Genomic DNA, 16,548 nt, shown 5'->3' on the forward strand with positions numbered 1-16,548 from the left:
TGAACCGTTCTGAAGGTTTTCGAGAGTATGTGGGCTGACATAGCAACGATCCTGTGCCTAGTGATAGTTGTTGAAGGTCTTCTGTATGCTCTTTTCCCAACCCAGATGAAGAATTTCATGGTGCGGCTGGGTACTTACTCCAGTTCCGGGATCCGCAATTTTGGACTGTTAGGCGCCACCGCTGGGGTTTTTGTTATTTGGTTGATCCGAGGGTAGGGTTGTGGCGTACGTAATATTTAGGTGGCGACTTGAAAAAGGGGTGTATCTCCCTACTTAATTATTAGTTGTCGTAATTCGCGGATAAGAAATACAATGTCTTATGAAAACTGTGGTGGGAGTATCTCTTTGGATCATAAAATGGCGGGTATAACTGGAAATGTGAAACCAAGTGTGATCGGGGTGTTTATCCTATCTCTCTTTCCTATAAAATTAGTTGGATCACGTATTGTGCTGGTTGCCTCGTGTACATTGTTGGCTGCTTCTCAGTTGGCTTGGTCAACAGACGTGATGCCTCCGGATTTTGCGGATTTGTCCGAAGAGCTCCTGCCAGCTGTTGTTAACGTGGCAACNGCGCAGCAGGTTCAGCATCCACAAGCGGCTCCGCAGTTTCCTCCTGGATCCCCGTTTGAGGAATTTTTTGAGGAATATTTTGACCAAGATGGAAAACAACCACTGGAAAGAGGCGCTAAACCCAGGGCTACATCCCTGGGGTCTGGCTTTGTTATTAGTCCGGACGGATACATTGTAACCAATAATCATGTTATAGCGGGTGCGGATGAAGTAGTGGTGACCTTTTCGGACAATGTAACGCTCAAGGCTGAAGTCATTGGGCGCGATCCAAAGACCGATCTAGCTGTCTTAAAGGTTGAACCCGAGGAACCTCTAGTTCACGTGAATTGGGGAGATTCAGAGACGGCGCGTGTTGGTAACTGGGTTATCGCTATTGGGAATCCTTTTGGGCTTGGGAATACCGTTACTGCTGGAATTATTTCGGCCCGCGCACGTGACATAAACGCAGGGCCGTTTGATGATTTCCTCCAGACTGATGCCTCCATAAATCGTGGGAACTCTGGGGGACCACTTTTTAATATGGAAGGGCTGGTGATTGGAATTAACACAGCTATTTATTCTCCATCGGGGGGAAGTGTGGGAATTGGGTTTTCTGTTCCTTCCAATCTGGCACGTAACGTCATACACCAACTTCGGGAATATGGGGAGACGCGCCGCGGGTGGCTGGGTGTTCGTATTCAGACCGTGACAGAAGATCTAGCGGAAAGCTTAAATTTAGAGGATACAGGTGGCGCTCTAGTTGCCAGTGTGTCCCCAGATAGCCCCGCTAGTGAGGCTGGTCTCCAGGTTGGCGATGTTATTTTATCTTTTGACGACAAGGCAGTAGGTGCCATGAGGCGACTACCTCGTATTGTAGCGGAAACCCAAATCGATAAACCAGTGAAGGTGGAAGTTTGGCGAGATGGTGAAAGGGTCATGCTCGATGTAGTGGTTGGTAGGCTAGATGAGGGTCANCCGCAGGTGACGGCCGCCCCTAAAAACTCTGGGGACCCGGTAATCGAAGAACTTTCTAGACTCGGATTAACGATATCTAGCCTTACAGCAGAGGTTCGCAACCAGTTCAACTTAGATCAGGATATTCAAGGCGTAATGGTCGTCCGGGTGGACGGGTCCGGTCCGGCTGCTGAGAAGGGTATCCGGCCTGGGGATTTAATAATCGAGATCGCTCAGCGTAAGGTCACCTCTCCAGGAGAATTGTTGTCTGCCATTGAANCTGAGCGGGCGCAAGGCAAGGGTACCGTGCTTCTCCTTGTTGATCGGCAAGGAGATCTTCAGTTTGTGGCGGTCCGAATCTCTTCCGAATGATAGCCTCGTAGAGGGATTGTAAAGAAATACAAAGGTTATCCGGTGGTCTGTGCAAAAGCAATTATCATAGCGGGGCCTACTGCTAGCGGAAAGTCTGAGTTGGCCTTATATATAGCTGCAAATATCGGTGGGAAAATAATCAACGCCGATAGTATGCAGGTGTACAAAGAATTCCGAGTTTTAACTGCAAGGCCTACTCAAGCTGACGAAGCGCAGGCTCCCCACGGCCTCTATGGAAGTGTGCCAGTTGCGACTCCATTTTCTGTTGGGAAGTGGCTTGCCGAAGCTCACAAACAAGTTGAGATGGCTGTGCACAGTGGCCAAATACCCATTTTCGTTGGAGGTACTGGCTTGTATATCAAAGCATTGTTGGACGGTTTGGTTGCGATCCCCCCGGTTGGAGAGCAGATGCGTAACAAGGCGACTGAATTATATTCTTGCCTAGGAGCTGAAAAATTTCGGAGTGAGTTGGCAAAGAGGGACCCACAAAGTGCAACGACAATAAAAATTGGTGACAAACAAAGGATGATCCGAGCGTGGGAAGTTGTGGTCGGAACGGGTACTCCAATTTCTCANTGGCACCAGAAGAAGAGGACGGGACGCCTCGCAGGTCCCTCGTTCGTTATCAAAATCATTCCGGATCGTGCCTGGCTTTACACGGCGTGTGAACGACGGTTTGACCAGATGTTGGGGGCCGGTGTATTGGATGAGATCGCTGCTGTCCAAGCCTTACAGCTGCCTGCAACGCTGCCCGCTATGAATGCCATTGGATTTTGCGCACTTTCTAGGTATTTAGCAGGGCGCTCGTCACTTGCGGTATGTAAATCGATGGTAGGTCAGGCTACCCGAAATTTTGCTAAGCGACAGTATACTTGGTTTGGGCATCAACTGTCGGCGCATAGGGAATATACGGACGTAAATAGCGCGAAAATGGATCTCAATGGCCCGGTTGAGGAGTTTTTATTGACTGCATAAGGTTGGGGCTCTAGGCTTTCCATACTTTCAGGCAACCCAAATAGTTGGTAGAACATCGGGACTAGGGGCTGACCCCTGTCCGATTGAGGAACTGTCATGCAGTTAACAGGAAGCGAAATTATAGTAAAAACCCTTGTAGACCGGGGCGCAGATACCATTTTTGGGTATCCTGGGGGCGCAGTGTTGCCCATCTATGATGCTATTTTTAAGCAAAATGAGTTGCGACATATTCTTGTTCGTCACGAGCAAGCAGCCGTCCATGCTGCTGAAGGTTATGCTCGATCTACAGGAAAAGTAGGAGTGGTGTTAGTTACTTCTGGTCCGGGTGCCACCAACGCCGTCACTGGGTTAACTGATGCTCTGATGGACTCGATACCCATTGTTTGTTTAACTGGCCAAGTGCCTACCCATCTCATCGGTAACGATGCCTTTCAAGAGGCAGACACCGTCGGTATTACTCGTCCATGTACGAAGCACAACTATCTAGTTAAATCGGTAGATGATCTGTCGAAGACTATTACTGAAGCATTCTATGTGGCTGCTTCCGGTCGCCCGGGTCCAGTGGTTGTGGATTTGCCTAAGGATGTCGTGAACTCTCTGGCTGAGTACGAAAAGAATGAGGGTGTCGGAAGGAAAAGTTATAACCCTGTATCTAAAATAGATCAAAAATTAGTTAATTCGGCAGTTACTCTTCTGGCAGAATCNGAACGGCCAATAGTGTATGCAGGGGGTGGCGTAATTAACTCTGGGGTAGAGGCCACGGCGCTATTGACTAAATTTGCCAAAATAACTGGGGTTCCAGTGACTAATACCCTTATGGGTCTAGGTGCCTATCCAGGAAATGACCACCAATTTGTTGGTATGCTGGGCATGCACGGAACTTTTGAGGCCAATATGGCAATGCANGAATGTGACGTAATGTTTGCTGTTGGTGCTCGCTTTGATGACAGGGTAACTGGTCGTCTAGAGGATTTTGCGCCGCGTGCAAAGATAATCCACATTGATATAGATAGATCTTCCATTAACAAGAACGTNGCCGTTGATATAGCGTTGGTGGGCGATGCGGGTGTCATTTTGAATTCTTTGCTTAAAACCTGGGAAAAGCGAAAATGTGAAATGCGAAAGGAGCGGTTAAGTCAGTGGTGGNATGAAATTGAAAGCTGGAGAGCAAAAGACTGTCTAAAGTACTCTGACAGCTCCGTTAATATAAAGCCGCAGTTTGCTATTGAGAGATTGCATGCGCATACCAAAGATCGGGATGTTTTTTTCACTACAGAGGTTGGTCAGCATCAGATGTGGGCTGCGCAATATCTGAAATTTGATGAGCCCAATCGGTGGATGACTTCAGGTGGATTGGGGACTATGGGCTATGGATTTCCAGCGGCTACCGGGGTTCAGATTGCCCATCCTAAATCCTTAGTTATAGATGTGGCTGGTGAAGCATCATTCTTAATGAATATGCAAGAGTTGTCTACTATCAGGCAATATAGGCTTCCTGTTAAGGTATTTGTGTTAAATAACGAGTATATGGGCATGGTTCGGCAATGGCAGGAATTCTTTCATGGTGGTAGATATGCAGAGAGCTATACCGACTCGCTTCCAGATTTTGTTGCTTTAGCTGGGGCTTATGGCATCAAGGGGTTAAGAGCAACAAAACGAAGTGAGGTGGATGGGGTTATAGAAGAGATGATCAGCCATGATGGGCCGGTTCTAGCGGATATCGTAGTCGAAAAGATGGAGAATGTTTANCCGATGATTCCAGCTGGAGCAGGTCACCATGAAATGAAATTGGGTGCTGACGATAATGTTGCTCCTCAAACTAAAGAGGGTGCAGCTTTAGTATAGGCTTGGNGTGTGGGTGTTTTCTCTTTTGAGAGCATGACATATCAAAAGGCTACAAATAGATTTGATGTGTGAATTGTGTAAGGGAGTTTAATCGTTGAGCGGAGTTGAACGTCATACTATTGCGTGCATTGTAGATGATGAGTCGGGTGCTTTAGCGCGTGTGGTTGGTCTTTTCTCCGGCCGTGGATATAATATTGAGAGTTTGACGGTTGCTGTGGTCAATTCCAAGAAACAGCTTTCCCGTATTACTTTGGTGACAAGTGGAACACAAATGGTTATTGAGCAAATTAAGGCTCAACTAGGCCGTTTAGTTCCAATCCATCGGGTAATTGATCTTACTGATGAGGGTCCACACGTTGAGCGAGAATTGGCCTTGTTGAAGGTTTTGGGGGTAGGTGAGAAGCGTGTAGAGGCGCTTCGAATTGCAGATATTTTTCGGGCACGGGCGGTTGATAGCACTAGTGAGTCTTTTGTTTTCGAGCTGACTGGGACGACTGGGAAAGTGGATGCGTTTATTGAACTTATGGAACCCCTGGGACTGATCGAAATTGCTCGCACTGGGGTGGTAGGTATAGCACGCGGGGCCTCCTCGCACGATATTGGGAATTAAGTTTAGCTAAAAGGAGATTATCGATGCGCGTTTATTATGATCGCGATGCAGATATAAATTTGATCAAGTCGAAGAANGTTGTCATTATTGGGTACGGGAGCCAGGGACATGCACACGCCTCAAATTTGAGAGATAGTGGTGCAAAAAATGTGAAGATTGCTCTTCGAGAGGGATCGGCCAGCATGGCTAAGGCCGAATCCGCGGGTTTTGAAGTTCTGACAGTAACGGAGGCCGCTAAATGGGCAGATGTTATGATGATGGCCACCCCGGACGAGTTGCAGGCTTCGATTTATAAAGAACATCTTCATCCACACATGAAGGATGGAGCGGCATTAGTTTTTGCCCATGGCCTCAGCATTCATTTTGGTTTAATTGACCCCCGGAAGGACCTTGATATCTTTATGGTTGCCCCGAAGGGCCCGGGACACACTGTGCGTAGTGAATTTGAACGTGGTGGCGGTGTACCCTGTCTTTTAGCGGTCCACAAAAACATTTCAGGTAACGCAAGTGAAATAGGTTTATCGTACGCATCGGCTATAGGCGGTGGTCGGGCGGGTATCATCGAAACCAGTTTCAAGGAGGAATGTGAAACAGACCTTTTTGGTGAGCAGGTAGTTTTGTGTGGCGGCTTGACAGCCTTAATTACGGCTGGTTTTGAAACTTTGGTTGAGGCTGGGTACGCNCCGGAAATGGCTTATTTTGAATGTTTGCATGAGGTTAAGCTGATTGTCGACCTTATCTATGAGGGTGGCATTGCTAATATGCGATACTCTATTTCCAATACGGCTGAATATGGTGACCATACTAGAGGTCCACGGGTTGTAGATGGCGCAGTTAAGGAAAAAATGAAGGGCATATTAGAAGACATTCAAACTGGAAAATTTGCTAGGGAGTGGGTTTTAGAGTGTGGTGCGGATCAACCGAGTTTTAAGGCAATGAGACGTCGCGCCGCAGAGCATCCTATTGAGGAGGTGGGGGAGCGTTTGCGGGCTATGATGCCNTGGATCACTGAGGGGGCGTTGGTCGATAAATCCAAAAATTAGCTGGCAGGATGTTGGGGCAATCTTTTCTTTGATTGGACAGCTTCTCTGATCCTGAGCCTCTGAGCCGATTTTACTGAGTCACATAGGATAGTGTAAACATCTACTGTACTCTACAAAACNACCTCANTTGATGGATGTTGTCTCCACATTGGATAGCCTTCAAACATTGCGCGGAATCCACTTTTGGAGGCATGTCTGCTTATCCGGCTGTTGCCGCTTGTCCTGGAGCTATGCTACATTCGAGAAAGTATGCAGTTGATGTGCCCATGTTGGGGTAGGAGCGCCGTGGCAGGTGAGCTCTATCCCGAGTAGCGGAGATAGTTTGGCCATGAGTGGTATTCGAAAGGGCGCTGCCCCTGAAAATGGATCTTCCAATGAGGTAGGAGTGGATTTGGAGCAGGTGGTCATTTTTGATACCACTATGCGGGATGGTGAGCAATCTCCTGGTGCCTCAATGACCCTCGATGAAAAACTTGAAATAGCGATTCTTCTTGAGGAAATGGGAGTGGATGTTATTGAGGCAGGCTTTGCCATAGCTTCGAAAGGTGATTTTGAGGCAATCAACGAGGTTTCCAAGGTTGTAAAAAACTCAGTGGTAGGGAGTTTAGCGCGTTCTGGAATTGCTGATATAGATCGCGCCCACGAGGCATTGACCCACGCTAGGCGTAGGAGGATACATACTTTTATCGCTACGAGCGAAATGCACATGCGCCACAAATTACAAATGGAACCGGAGGACGTTCATCAGGCTGTGGCTGATAGTGTCAGGCGTGCCCGCAATTATTGTGATGATGTGGAGTGGAGCCCTGAGGATGCAACCCGAACGGATCATGATTTTCTTTGCAGGACCGTTGAAACGGCGATTAGTTGTGGCGCCCGAACCATAAACATACCCGATACGGTCGGGTATACCATGCCCGATGAGTTTACGGCCCTGGTTAGTATGTTGAGAAACAGGGTGCCTAATATTGATAAAGCTATACTATCGGTTCATTGCCACAATGATCTCGGGATGGCCGTTGCTAACTCACTTGCGGCAGTAAAAGCAGGGGCTCGCCAAATTGAGTGCACTATTAATGGCTTAGGTGAAAGGGCTGGTAATGCTGCCATGGAGGAAATTGTAATGGCATTAAGTACCAGGAATGATTTATTGCCATACAGTACGAATATTCAGACTGAAAATATTATGAAGGCGTCGCGGTTGGTGTCGGCGGTAACTGGATTTGTTGTTCAACCAAATAAGGCTGTCGTTGGAGCCAATGCTTTTGCTCACGAAGCGGGCATTCATCAGGATGGGATGCTGAAACACACAGGTACCTATGAAATTATGACGCCAGAGTCAGTTGGCCTTAGTAAATCCAGCTTAGTTATGGGGAAGCACTCTGGCAGGCATGCATTTAAGAAGAAGCTTGGTGAGCTTGGCTATGAGCTGGGTGATAATGCTCTGAATGATTCCTTTGCGCGCTTTAAGAATTTGGCTGATAAGAAAAAAGAGATTTTTGATGAAGATTTGATTGCCTTAGTCGATGATGCAGTGGCCCGACGTAACGAGAGAATCCGGGTCAATCGTCTACATCTGAGCTGCGGCACAGAAACTCGGCCAAAGGCCGAGTTAGAACTTGAGATTGATGGTGTGAGTGCATCTACAAATGCTGAAGGTGACGGTCCAGTGGACGCAGTCTTTAAGTGCATCGGGCAGCTCTTCCCGCATCAAGCTCAACTGCAATTGTTCCAAATTCAAGCTGTTACAGAGGGCACAGACGCCCAAGCTGAAGTAGTTGTGCGGTTGGAGGAAAATGGACGTTCCGTAAATGGTCATGGTGCGGACACCGATACGATGGTGGCAAGTGCTCGGGCCTATGTTAATGCATTGAATAAATTGCTTGTGAAGCGTGGTAAGTCGGCACCAGCTGCGCTTTCCGCCTAACATTACGTTGGTGATTTGGAAAGAGCTGCTTGCTGCTAAGCAGAGATTATTAGTGTTGGGAACATCATTAAGGGCAAATAGCGAAGAGTTAGGGTAGCACTATGTTTTCACGTTTACTTGGAATGATGTCCGTTGATATGGCGATTGATTTGGGTACTGCCAATACACTGGTCTATGTAAAAAATCAGGGCGTGGTCTTAAATGAACCTTCTGTGGTGGCAATCATTGATAATAGGGGCAGGAAAAAGGTCTTGGCGGTTGGCCAGGAAGCCAAAGATATGTTGGGCCGGACCCCTGGAAACATTGAGGCTATANGGCCTCTTCGAGATGGTGTAATTGCAGATTTTGAAGTTGCCGAGGAAATGATTAAGCATTTTATAAGCAAGGTTCATAATCGGCGNACCTTTGTGAGTCCGCAGATGGTCATTTGTGTTCCCTCTGGCTCGACGGCAGTGGAAAGGCGGGCTATTCAAGAGTCTGCAGAAAGTGCTGGAGCTCGGCGCGTTTTCTTGATTGAGGAACCGATGGCTGCGGCCATTGGCGCCGGTTTGCCAGTTACTGAGGCTACGGGATCCATGATAGTTGATGTAGGTGGAGGTACAACTGAGGTGGCAGTGCTTTCCTTGGGAGGCATAGTGTTTGCCCGNTCTGTGCGGATCGGTGGAGATAAAATGGATCAAGCAGTCATCGCCTATATCCGCCGTAATCATAATTTGCTTGTGGGGGAGAGTTCTGCGGAACGGATAAAACAGCAAATCGGCAGTGCTTGTCCTCCGGAGGATGGCAATGGTCAAGAGATGGAAATAAAGGGACGGGATCTTATGAATGGGGTTCCCAAGGAAATATTGATCAATGAACGCCAGGTTTCTGATAGCTTAGCAGAGCCTGTAGGAGCAATTATTGAGGCTGTCAAAAATGCCTTAGAGAATACAGCGCCGGAATTGGCTGCCGATATAGTTGAAAAGGGTATCATGTTGACTGGAGGTGGGGCCCAGTTGAATAATTTGGATTTAGTCCTTCGGAATGCCACTGGATTACCAGTTTCAATAGCAGAGGAGCCACTAACAAGCGTGGTGCTTGGGACGGGACGTACTCTGGAGGAGATGCGGGCTTTGAGACAGGTGTTGCAGTCTGCCTATTGAACTGAAGCGCCACTGGAGTTGGATTCGTAGTTTGGTGTCTTGATAGGAGCATTTGACAAGGTTAATGCCATCGCTTGGTAAGAAATATGCATTACAGATGGGTTTGCCACTTCAGGCGGAAAACCCTCAGCTTGGTGCCATAGCCCTTATAGTTCTCTCGTTATCAATTATGAGTTTCGGACGGTTTGAGGCTGACATGGTAGAGAGGCTGCGGGTTGGTATTTCAGATTCCGTAACGCCGACCNTTGTGGCTCTGTCTGCCCCCGTGGAGGCGCTTCGTGATATTGGAGTCACTTTTGTAGGCCTTACCTCGCTTCGGCAAGACAATGTGAGGCTTAGGGAATCTGTTATGAGATTGCAACGCTGGCAGACTGTTGCCCATTCTCTTTCTCAAGAAAATGAGTCCCTGAGAGAGTTGCTGCATTATAGAGATATACCCTGGCCCAGTTATATTTCTGCGAAAGTTATAGCGGCCTCTGGTAATTCCTTTGTTAGGGCTGTGTTAATTTCGGCGGGGTATAGCGATGCGGTTAAAGCAGGCCAGGCAGTGATGGCTGGCCCTGGCCTTGTTGGAAGAGTCGTTGAAACAGGCGCGAGATCTTCCAATGTTTTGCTATTAACCGATCTAAACTCGCGTATTCCAGTTATAGTGGGGGAGCAAGCAAAGCGCGGGATATTAGCTGGTGATAATACAGATATCACCCATTTGGACCTCTTATCAGGGACCATGGGTGTTGAGGTTGGAATGAGGGTTACCACCTCGGGGCATGGGGGTAAGTTGCCGCCTGGCGTTCCAATAGGCCGTGTTTCTGCCATAAATGGGGAACGGATAACAGTTCAGCCATTTGTTGATTTTTCGCGGCTAGAACANGTTGTGGTTGCAGCATGGTCTTTGGAAGGCGTGCCGAATGTCACGGGATCGGGGGTATCAAGTAAAAAAGTTGAGGGAGAGAGAGCCAAACCGAAGAAGGTTTCAGCGGTTGAAAGATGAAATTCGGCTCGGCTCAGCTTCGACAAAGAATCGAACGTGGTTTGCAGATAACGATACCTTCGGCAATTACGTTTGTTTTGGTGCTACTTACAGTGATACCCTATGGGGTGCCCGAGCTTAATAGGACTATGCCACTTCTGCCCCTAATTGCTATTTTTTTTTGGTCCATACATTGCCCTACCCTTTATCCAATTATTTTTAGTTTTTTTCTTGGATTNTTGCAGGATGCTGTGGGTGGGACGCCGATTGGTTTCTCTTCCGCTATCTATTTAGCCATGCATGCTTTAGTTGGATATCAACATACTTTTTTTTACGACAAAAACTTTTTGGTCTTGTGGTGTGCTTTTTCGGTTTTAAGCGGACTAATTGTGTTTCTAGGTTATATAGTGTTAGTGGTTTTTCACTTAGCTTTTCTTCCAGTGACACCTATTGTGATGCAGTTGTTTGTGACAATAGCAATCTATCCATTGGTTACCCGTTTTCTCCAGGGTGTCATGAGACACATTATGCGTAGGGTATAGAAACGGAATTAGTTCTTTGCAGCAATTTGAGTTAAATAGAATAAAGGTGTTTAACAGAAGATTGGTATTTCTGGGGGCCGCAAAGGCTGCAATGCTATGTCTAATAGGGGGGCAGCTATATAATCTCCAAGTATTGCAGAGCCAAAAATACTTGAGGAAGGCGGATGAGAACCGCATAAGCATTCGTGTGTTACCCCCCCGACGGGGCCGTATCTTGGATAGAAATGGCCGTGTTTTAGCCGACAACAAAGTAACATACCGCTTGGTATTGGTGGCAGAGCAGAGCGGGGATGTTGAAAGGGTTCTGGATGCTCTTTCGTCTATAGTTAGTATATCTGAAACCGAAAGAAGCCGCATTTTGCTGGATGTCAGACAAAGACGTTCGTTTATTCCAGTGACCATTCGGCGGCATTTAGCATGGTCTGAGGTGGCCCAAATTGAGATGGATGCCCCATATCTTCCAGGGGTATCAGTAGAGGCGGGAGAATCCAGGCATTACTTGATGGGCTCATCTTTTGCTCACGTCATTGGTTATGTAGGAGCAGCCTCCAAGAGCGATGCCCTTGCTGATGCGGTGCTGGAGGTGCCTGGTTTTAGCGTTGGGAAATTCGGGGTCGAGAAGGGCTATGAATCCTCCTTAAGGGGGCGCTCGGGAAATATTCAAGTTGAGGTAAATGCCCACGGGCGTGTGATACGCGAATTGCAACGGGAAGAGGGAGTCTCGGGGAATGACGTATTGTTAACTCTTGATGCGACTTTGCAGGAGTTTGTTGCGCAAAGACTCGGCGCAGAAAGTGCTTCGGCAACACTCTTAGATGTTAAAACTGGGGAGTGTTTGGCCATGGTATCCACTCCGAGCTTTGATCCTAATATTTTTGTTGAGGGTTTTAGTGAGCGTCAATGGAAAGATATCATAAGCAACCGTAGGAGTCCTTTAAGCAATAAGGCTGTGTCCGGTCTTTATCCNCCAGGTTCAGTGTTTAAATTGGTTGTNGCTGCTGCGGCTCTTGAGTATGGGGTTAGCAACCCCCGATTTGAGGTGGATTGTGAGGGTCACGTCCAGCTGGGAAACCGGGCTTTCCATTGTTGGAAGAAAGGAGGGCATGGTATCTTAGGTTTGTCTCAGGCTATCGCCCAGTCTTGTGATGTTTATTTCTATAATCTGGCCTTAAAAGTTGGGGTTAACCGAGTGGCTGAGATGGCAAGAAGGTTGGGCTTGGGTGAATTATCAGGTTTAGATTTACCGGGTGAGAAGGCTGGACTTATTCCGACCCCAGACTGGAAACGTGCCATGTATGGCGATCCATGGCAGAAAGGCGACACCTTTAATACTGCGATAGGACAGGGATATGTCTTAACCACCCCACTGCAATTGGCAATTATGACAGCACGGCTGGTAAATGGTGGTCTTTTCATAAAACCTAGATTGGTTAAATCTTCCGGTACTGGGCACGATGGTAAGGTAAGATCCCCGGAGGCAGTACCTAAGATAGAAATTTCTGCTGAAACCCTATCAGTGATAAAGGAGAGTATGTTTGAAGCTGTTAACAGGGTGAAGGGCACTGCTTATAAGGCGAGAATCAAGGAGGTGCCTTATATGATGGGAGGTAAAACGGGTACCATACAGGTACGCCGAATTACTGCGGTCGAGCGGGCCGAAGGTATCGTTAAGAATGAGGACCGTCCATGGGAGCACCGAGACCACGCTTTATTTGTTGGATATGCTCCTGTGGAAGATCCAAAATATGCGGTTGCAGTGGTTGTCGAGCATGGNGGAAGTGGTTCCTCTATTGCTGCTCCGATGGCCCACGATATATTGTTGCGCGCCCAAGTGATGTTCTCGGGTTATCAATCTCAGGCGACTTTCATTGATGGCTGCAAAGTTATCGATTTTTCCTAAGAATGGTAGANCTCCACTCACGACTGAATCCAAGCAGAGCCAATATTCTAGAGAAATTTACCCGTATGAGCTGGGGGTTGCTAATTTTAATCGTGCTTATAGCAAGCATCGGATTTGCTATGCTGTATTCTGCCGCGGGGGGAGATGTTGATCCTTGGGCTAAGCGCCAGTTAATTAGATTTATTTGTGGGCTTGGGCTGGTCTTCATTGTGTCGCTTTNGGATATAAGATTTTGGATGCGATCTGCTTATTTTTTCTATGCAGCCGCGTTAGGTGCTCTTATTCTCGTCGAAGTCTACGGCTTGATTGGTATGGGTGCTCAGCGTTGGTTAAACTTGGGGTGGCTCCAGATACAGCCCTCCGAAATTATGAAGATAGCTTTAATCTTAGTTCTTGCGGCTTACTTTCATGGTAGGACTCTAGAAGAGCTAAAGAAGATTAGATATATGCTGGTCCCGTTAGCCATGGTTGTTGTGCCAATGNTTTTAGTTTTGCGGCAACCGGATTTGGGTACNGCGGTAATGCTAGGCCTTGGAGGCGCAGCGGTTTTTTTTGTGGCTGGGGCAGCACTAAGGTACTTCGCTATAGGCGTTGCTATGGCATTGGCTGGTATTCCAGCAGCATGGCCATTTTTGGAGATATATCAGCAAGAACGAATTCTCACCTTTCTCAATCCAGATGCTGATCCTCTCGGCGCTGGTTACCACATAATTCAGTCAAAAATAGCTCTGGGATCTGGCGGGTTGTTAGGACGTGGGTACATGCAAGGTACCCAAAGCCACCTTAACTTTTTGCCAGAACATCAAACTGATTTCATCTTTACAATGTTGGCGGAGGAATTTGGTATGGTTGGGGCCTTAGCCCTGATAGGTTTATACACAGCTATCTTTATATATGGCCTAATTATCTCGGCTCGATGCAGCAACCATTTTGGCCGATTGTTAGCGGCAGGACTAACAACAACATTGTTTTTGTACGTATACATAAATATAGCTATGGTGATCGGCATCATTCCTGTGGTGGGGGTTCCGCTCCCACTGATATCGTACGGGGGTAGCGCCATGATGACAGTGCTTTTTGCTGTTGGTTTATTGATGTGCGTATTTGTCCATCGGGATNCCCAGATTGGGCGAGTAAAGGCCCGTGAGCTCTGGTGATTTATAAATTTTCCTCCTGAGGAGGGGCTGTTTGTTCAACTGTACAGATGATAGTTTGATGGAGACATAATGAGGCTCAAAGATAAGGTNGCACTGTTAACAGGCGCGGCAGCAGCTCTGGATGGTGAGTTAATGGGTTTTGGGGGTGCAGTAGCGCATCGTTTCTTGCGGGAAGGGGCTAAAATTATTCTCACAGATATACGGAATGAACTTGGGGAGAAGTCCGCCGCAAGTCTTCGGAGTCAAGGGTATGAAGTTATCTACACAAGTCTTGATGTTACGAGTGGGAATGCGTGGAACCAGGCCATAGAGGTGGGCTTAAATTTTTTTGGCCATATTGACGTTCTATTTAATAATGCTGGAGTGGCCTTGCCNGCTAAAATTGAGGATATGACTGAGGATACATGGGATAGAGAATTAAATATTCATGCCAAAGGAGTGTTCCTTGGTACTAGAGCAGTGATACCTGTGATGCGAAGAGGGGGCGGTGGTTCGATTATAAACACCTCATCTATCATGGGTATTGTTGGAAGTCCCCGTGCTCCAGCATACTCAGCTGGAAAGGGTGCAATCCGCTTATTTACTAAATCAGCTGCGTTGCAATACGCCAAGGAGAATATAAGGGTAAACTCTATCCATCCTGGCTATGTGGTAACTCCGTTAACCGATAAAATTTTTGCTGATCCAGGTGTGAACAAAGAGTTAGTTAAACAAACTCCTATGGGTCGTTTGGGGACGGTGGAAGACATTGCAAATGGCGTTTTATTTCTGGCCTCCGATGAATCTAACTGGATGACTGGTTCGGAACTTGTAATAGACGGCGGGATGACGGCCCGGTGAAATAAAGNATTTCGTAGGTATGCCTGATTTTGACAGGGCAACTTGTTGAGACGGTATCTTTGAAGCGAGCTTAGGTATGACCAAGATTACTTTAGAACACGCCCTCATGGCGGAGGTTGAGGCGAGACAATTTGTAAAGCAAAAACCTGTGCGCCTGGGTAGTCGTATTATGGATCCCAAGGCGCAAATCGTCGCTGAGTTTGTACAATCTATTCGGGTGCCTGGATATTTTCCTCCTATAAAGGAGTTGCGCCAACAGTTAGTCCGGGCGGTGCAATTGCTTGATGAGAAGCCGGTTTTGCTAGGTAGGAAGGAGGATATCAAAATTCCCTGTAAGTTTTCTGACCTTTCAGCGCGAGTGTATGCCGTTGAGCAAAATGCATCTAATCTGCTCCCAGTTCTATTATATTTTCATGGTGGTGGCTGGGTGCAAGGTGATTTGGATACCCACGATGGATTGTGTTCTCGGTTAGCGCTAGCATCTGGTGCTATGGTCGTCGCTCTTGATTATAGATTAGCACCGGAAAATAAATTTCCTGCTGCTGTAGATGACTGTTTTTCTTGTTTCCAATGGCTGATTACGGAGGGCAAAATTATCGGAGCTGACCCCAAAAGAGTTGCCATTGGGGGTGATTCGGCGGGGGGAAATTTGGCTGCAGTGGTGTCACAGATGGCTGGGAAGGCTGGTTCTAATAAACCGGTATTTCAATTGCTTCTGTACCCTGCGACCGATCTCGAATTCAAAACGCACTCACATATTGAGCGTAAGAACGATGAGTTTATCCCCCACGATCGAATGGAATGGTATCTCGAGCAATATCTCAATAGTCCACAAGAAAAAAAAGATTATCGGGCTTCGCCAGGAATTAATCCCGACTTACGTGGCCAGCCACCATCTTTAGTTATTGTTGGAGGCTTTGACCCCTTACGAGACGATGCACGATTGTATGCAGATAGCTTAAGTAACGCGGGAGTAGATGTAGTGTTTCACGAATATACGGGGCAAATTCACGCTTTTATGACCTTAACTAAGGCGATACCGACTGGGTTAGTGGCAATCAGGGAAACCGCGGATTATATGAGGAGGCGTTTCACACTGACTTAGGCTATAATTTGGTAGTTTGCACTGGGGGCCGGGTGGAAAGATTTCCCGGTGGTCCAGAGGAAAAACTAAAGAAAGGAAATCTTGATCAATGTCATTAGTTCATATCGTCGCGGTAATTACGGCCCATTCNGGAAAACGCGAGGAAATTCTCTCTACCTTTAAGAAAAACGTGCCTCTGGTTCATCAGGAAGATGGCTGTATTGAATATGGTGCGGTAGTCGACACTGAAAACGTAGGTCCCTTTCAGACTAAGTTGGGGGAGGATACGTTTTTCGTTATAGAAAAATGGGAGAGCTTAGATCACTTGATGGCTCATGCGGCCTCAGATCATATGAAGAGTTATGCGGCTAAGACCAAGGAGTTGATAGCAAGTCGTCAGATACATGTTTTATCTGCTGCATAGGGTGGATTGGGTTTGGTGGATTAAATGGAGTTTTTGGCTCTTGGTTGAAAACCTCTCTAGTGCTACACAAACGAGATTGTGAGTGGCATTGGTTAGTTAAACCCACTTTCGTAAAACTGGACCTTCCTGAGGTCTTGGGGCGATTAGCTCAGTTGGTAGAGCAGCTGACTCTTAATCAGCGGGTCAAGGGTTCGAGTCCCTTATCGCCCTCCAT

At 47.2% G+C, this 16,548-nt stretch carries 15 protein-coding genes and 1 tRNA gene; all 16 read left to right on the forward strand.

Going from position 1 to position 16,548, the window contains the following annotated elements:
* Positions 1-27: 27 nt before the first annotated feature.
* The 16 genes from CMM32_07930 (at position 28) to CMM32_08005 (ending at position 16,547) form a co-directional block, all read left to right on the forward strand.
* Positions 28-216, forward strand: a complete 189-nt coding sequence (locus CMM32_07930; GenBank protein MBT06826.1) for a hypothetical protein — start codon at positions 28-30, stop codon at positions 214-216.
* A 141-nt stretch (positions 217-357) separates the two neighbouring features.
* Positions 358-1,875, forward strand: coding sequence for a serine protease (locus CMM32_07935; protein MBT06827.1), 1,518 nt, complete (start codon positions 358-360; stop codon positions 1,873-1,875).
* 15 nt (positions 1,876-1,890) lie between these two features.
* Positions 1,891-2,850 (forward strand): tRNA (adenosine(37)-N6)-dimethylallyltransferase MiaA, encoded by a 960-nt coding sequence (locus tag CMM32_07940; GenBank protein MBT06828.1) that lies wholly within the window; start codon positions 1,891-1,893, stop codon positions 2,848-2,850.
* 96 nt (positions 2,851-2,946) lie between these two features.
* The gene (ilvB, locus tag CMM32_07945) at positions 2,947-4,695 is read left to right on the forward strand and encodes an acetolactate synthase, large subunit, biosynthetic type (GenBank protein ID MBT06829.1); all 1,749 of its coding nucleotides are present in this window, start codon (positions 2,947-2,949) and stop codon (positions 4,693-4,695) included.
* 94 nt (positions 4,696-4,789) lie between these two features.
* Positions 4,790-5,305 carry an acetolactate synthase small subunit gene (locus CMM32_07950; protein MBT06830.1) on the forward strand — a complete coding sequence of 172 codons (516 nt, stop codon included), beginning with the start codon at positions 4,790-4,792 and terminating at the stop codon, positions 5,303-5,305.
* Positions 5,306-5,328: 23 nt separating this feature from the next.
* Positions 5,329-6,348: a ketol-acid reductoisomerase gene (locus CMM32_07955; protein ID MBT06831.1), complete on the forward strand. Its 1,020-nt coding sequence runs from the start codon at positions 5,329-5,331 to the stop codon at positions 6,346-6,348.
* 328 nt (positions 6,349-6,676) lie between these two features.
* Positions 6,677-8,275 (forward strand): 2-isopropylmalate synthase, encoded by a 1,599-nt coding sequence (locus CMM32_07960; GenBank protein MBT06832.1) that lies wholly within the window; start codon positions 6,677-6,679, stop codon positions 8,273-8,275.
* A 101-nt stretch (positions 8,276-8,376) separates the two neighbouring features.
* Complete coding sequence (locus tag CMM32_07965) at positions 8,377-9,417, forward strand: rod shape-determining protein (protein ID MBT06833.1); 1,041 nt, start codon at positions 8,377-8,379, stop codon at positions 9,415-9,417.
* A 64-nt stretch (positions 9,418-9,481) separates the two neighbouring features.
* The gene (gene mreC / locus CMM32_07970; protein MBT06834.1) at positions 9,482-10,408 is read left to right on the forward strand and encodes a rod shape-determining protein MreC; all 927 of its coding nucleotides are present in this window, start codon (positions 9,482-9,484) and stop codon (positions 10,406-10,408) included.
* A complete protein-coding gene (mreD, locus tag CMM32_07975; protein MBT06835.1) occupies positions 10,405-10,929 on the forward strand; it encodes a rod shape-determining protein MreD in 525 nt (174 codons plus the stop codon). Before mreC ends, mreD begins: the two co-directional genes overlap by 4 nt.
* 16 nt (positions 10,930-10,945) lie before the next feature.
* The gene (mrdA, locus tag CMM32_07980) at positions 10,946-12,829 is read left to right on the forward strand and encodes a penicillin-binding protein 2 (protein ID MBT06836.1); all 1,884 of its coding nucleotides are present in this window, start codon (positions 10,946-10,948) and stop codon (positions 12,827-12,829) included.
* 2 nt (positions 12,830-12,831) lie between these two features.
* Positions 12,832-13,986, forward strand: a complete 1,155-nt coding sequence (locus CMM32_07985; protein MBT06837.1) for a rod shape-determining protein RodA — start codon at positions 12,832-12,834, stop codon at positions 13,984-13,986.
* A gap of 69 nt (positions 13,987-14,055) precedes the next feature.
* Entirely contained in the window at positions 14,056-14,826 is a 771-nt protein-coding gene (locus tag CMM32_07990; GenBank protein ID MBT06838.1) for a cyclopentanol dehydrogenase, read from the forward strand.
* A gap of 76 nt (positions 14,827-14,902) precedes the next feature.
* Positions 14,903-15,931: a hypothetical protein gene (locus CMM32_07995; protein ID MBT06839.1), complete on the forward strand. Its 1,029-nt coding sequence runs from the start codon at positions 14,903-14,905 to the stop codon at positions 15,929-15,931.
* A gap of 88 nt (positions 15,932-16,019) precedes the next feature.
* Entirely contained in the window at positions 16,020-16,334 is a 315-nt protein-coding gene (locus tag CMM32_08000; protein ID MBT06840.1) for an antibiotic biosynthesis monooxygenase, read from the forward strand.
* Between the two features lie 137 nt (positions 16,335-16,471).
* A tRNA-Lys gene (locus tag CMM32_08005) sits at positions 16,472-16,547 on the forward strand.
* Position 16,548: the final 1 nt, after the last annotated feature.

This window comes from Rhodospirillaceae bacterium, from assembly GCA_002728255.1.
Classification (GTDB): domain Bacteria; phylum Pseudomonadota; class Alphaproteobacteria; order UBA7887; family UBA7887.

Bases quoted from the DNA above. Each gene is read 5' to 3' on its own strand.
- CMM32_07930 (MBT06826.1), top strand. From the start codon at position 28: ATGTGGGCTGACATAGCAACGATCCTGTGCCTAGTGATAGTTGTTGAA.
- CMM32_07960 (MBT06832.1), top strand. From the start codon at position 6,677: ATGAGTGGTATTCGAAAGGGCGCTGCCCCTGAAAATGGATCTTCCAAT.
- CMM32_07995 (MBT06839.1), top strand. From the start codon at position 14,903: ATGACCAAGATTACTTTAGAACACGCCCTCATGGCGGAGGTTGAGGCG.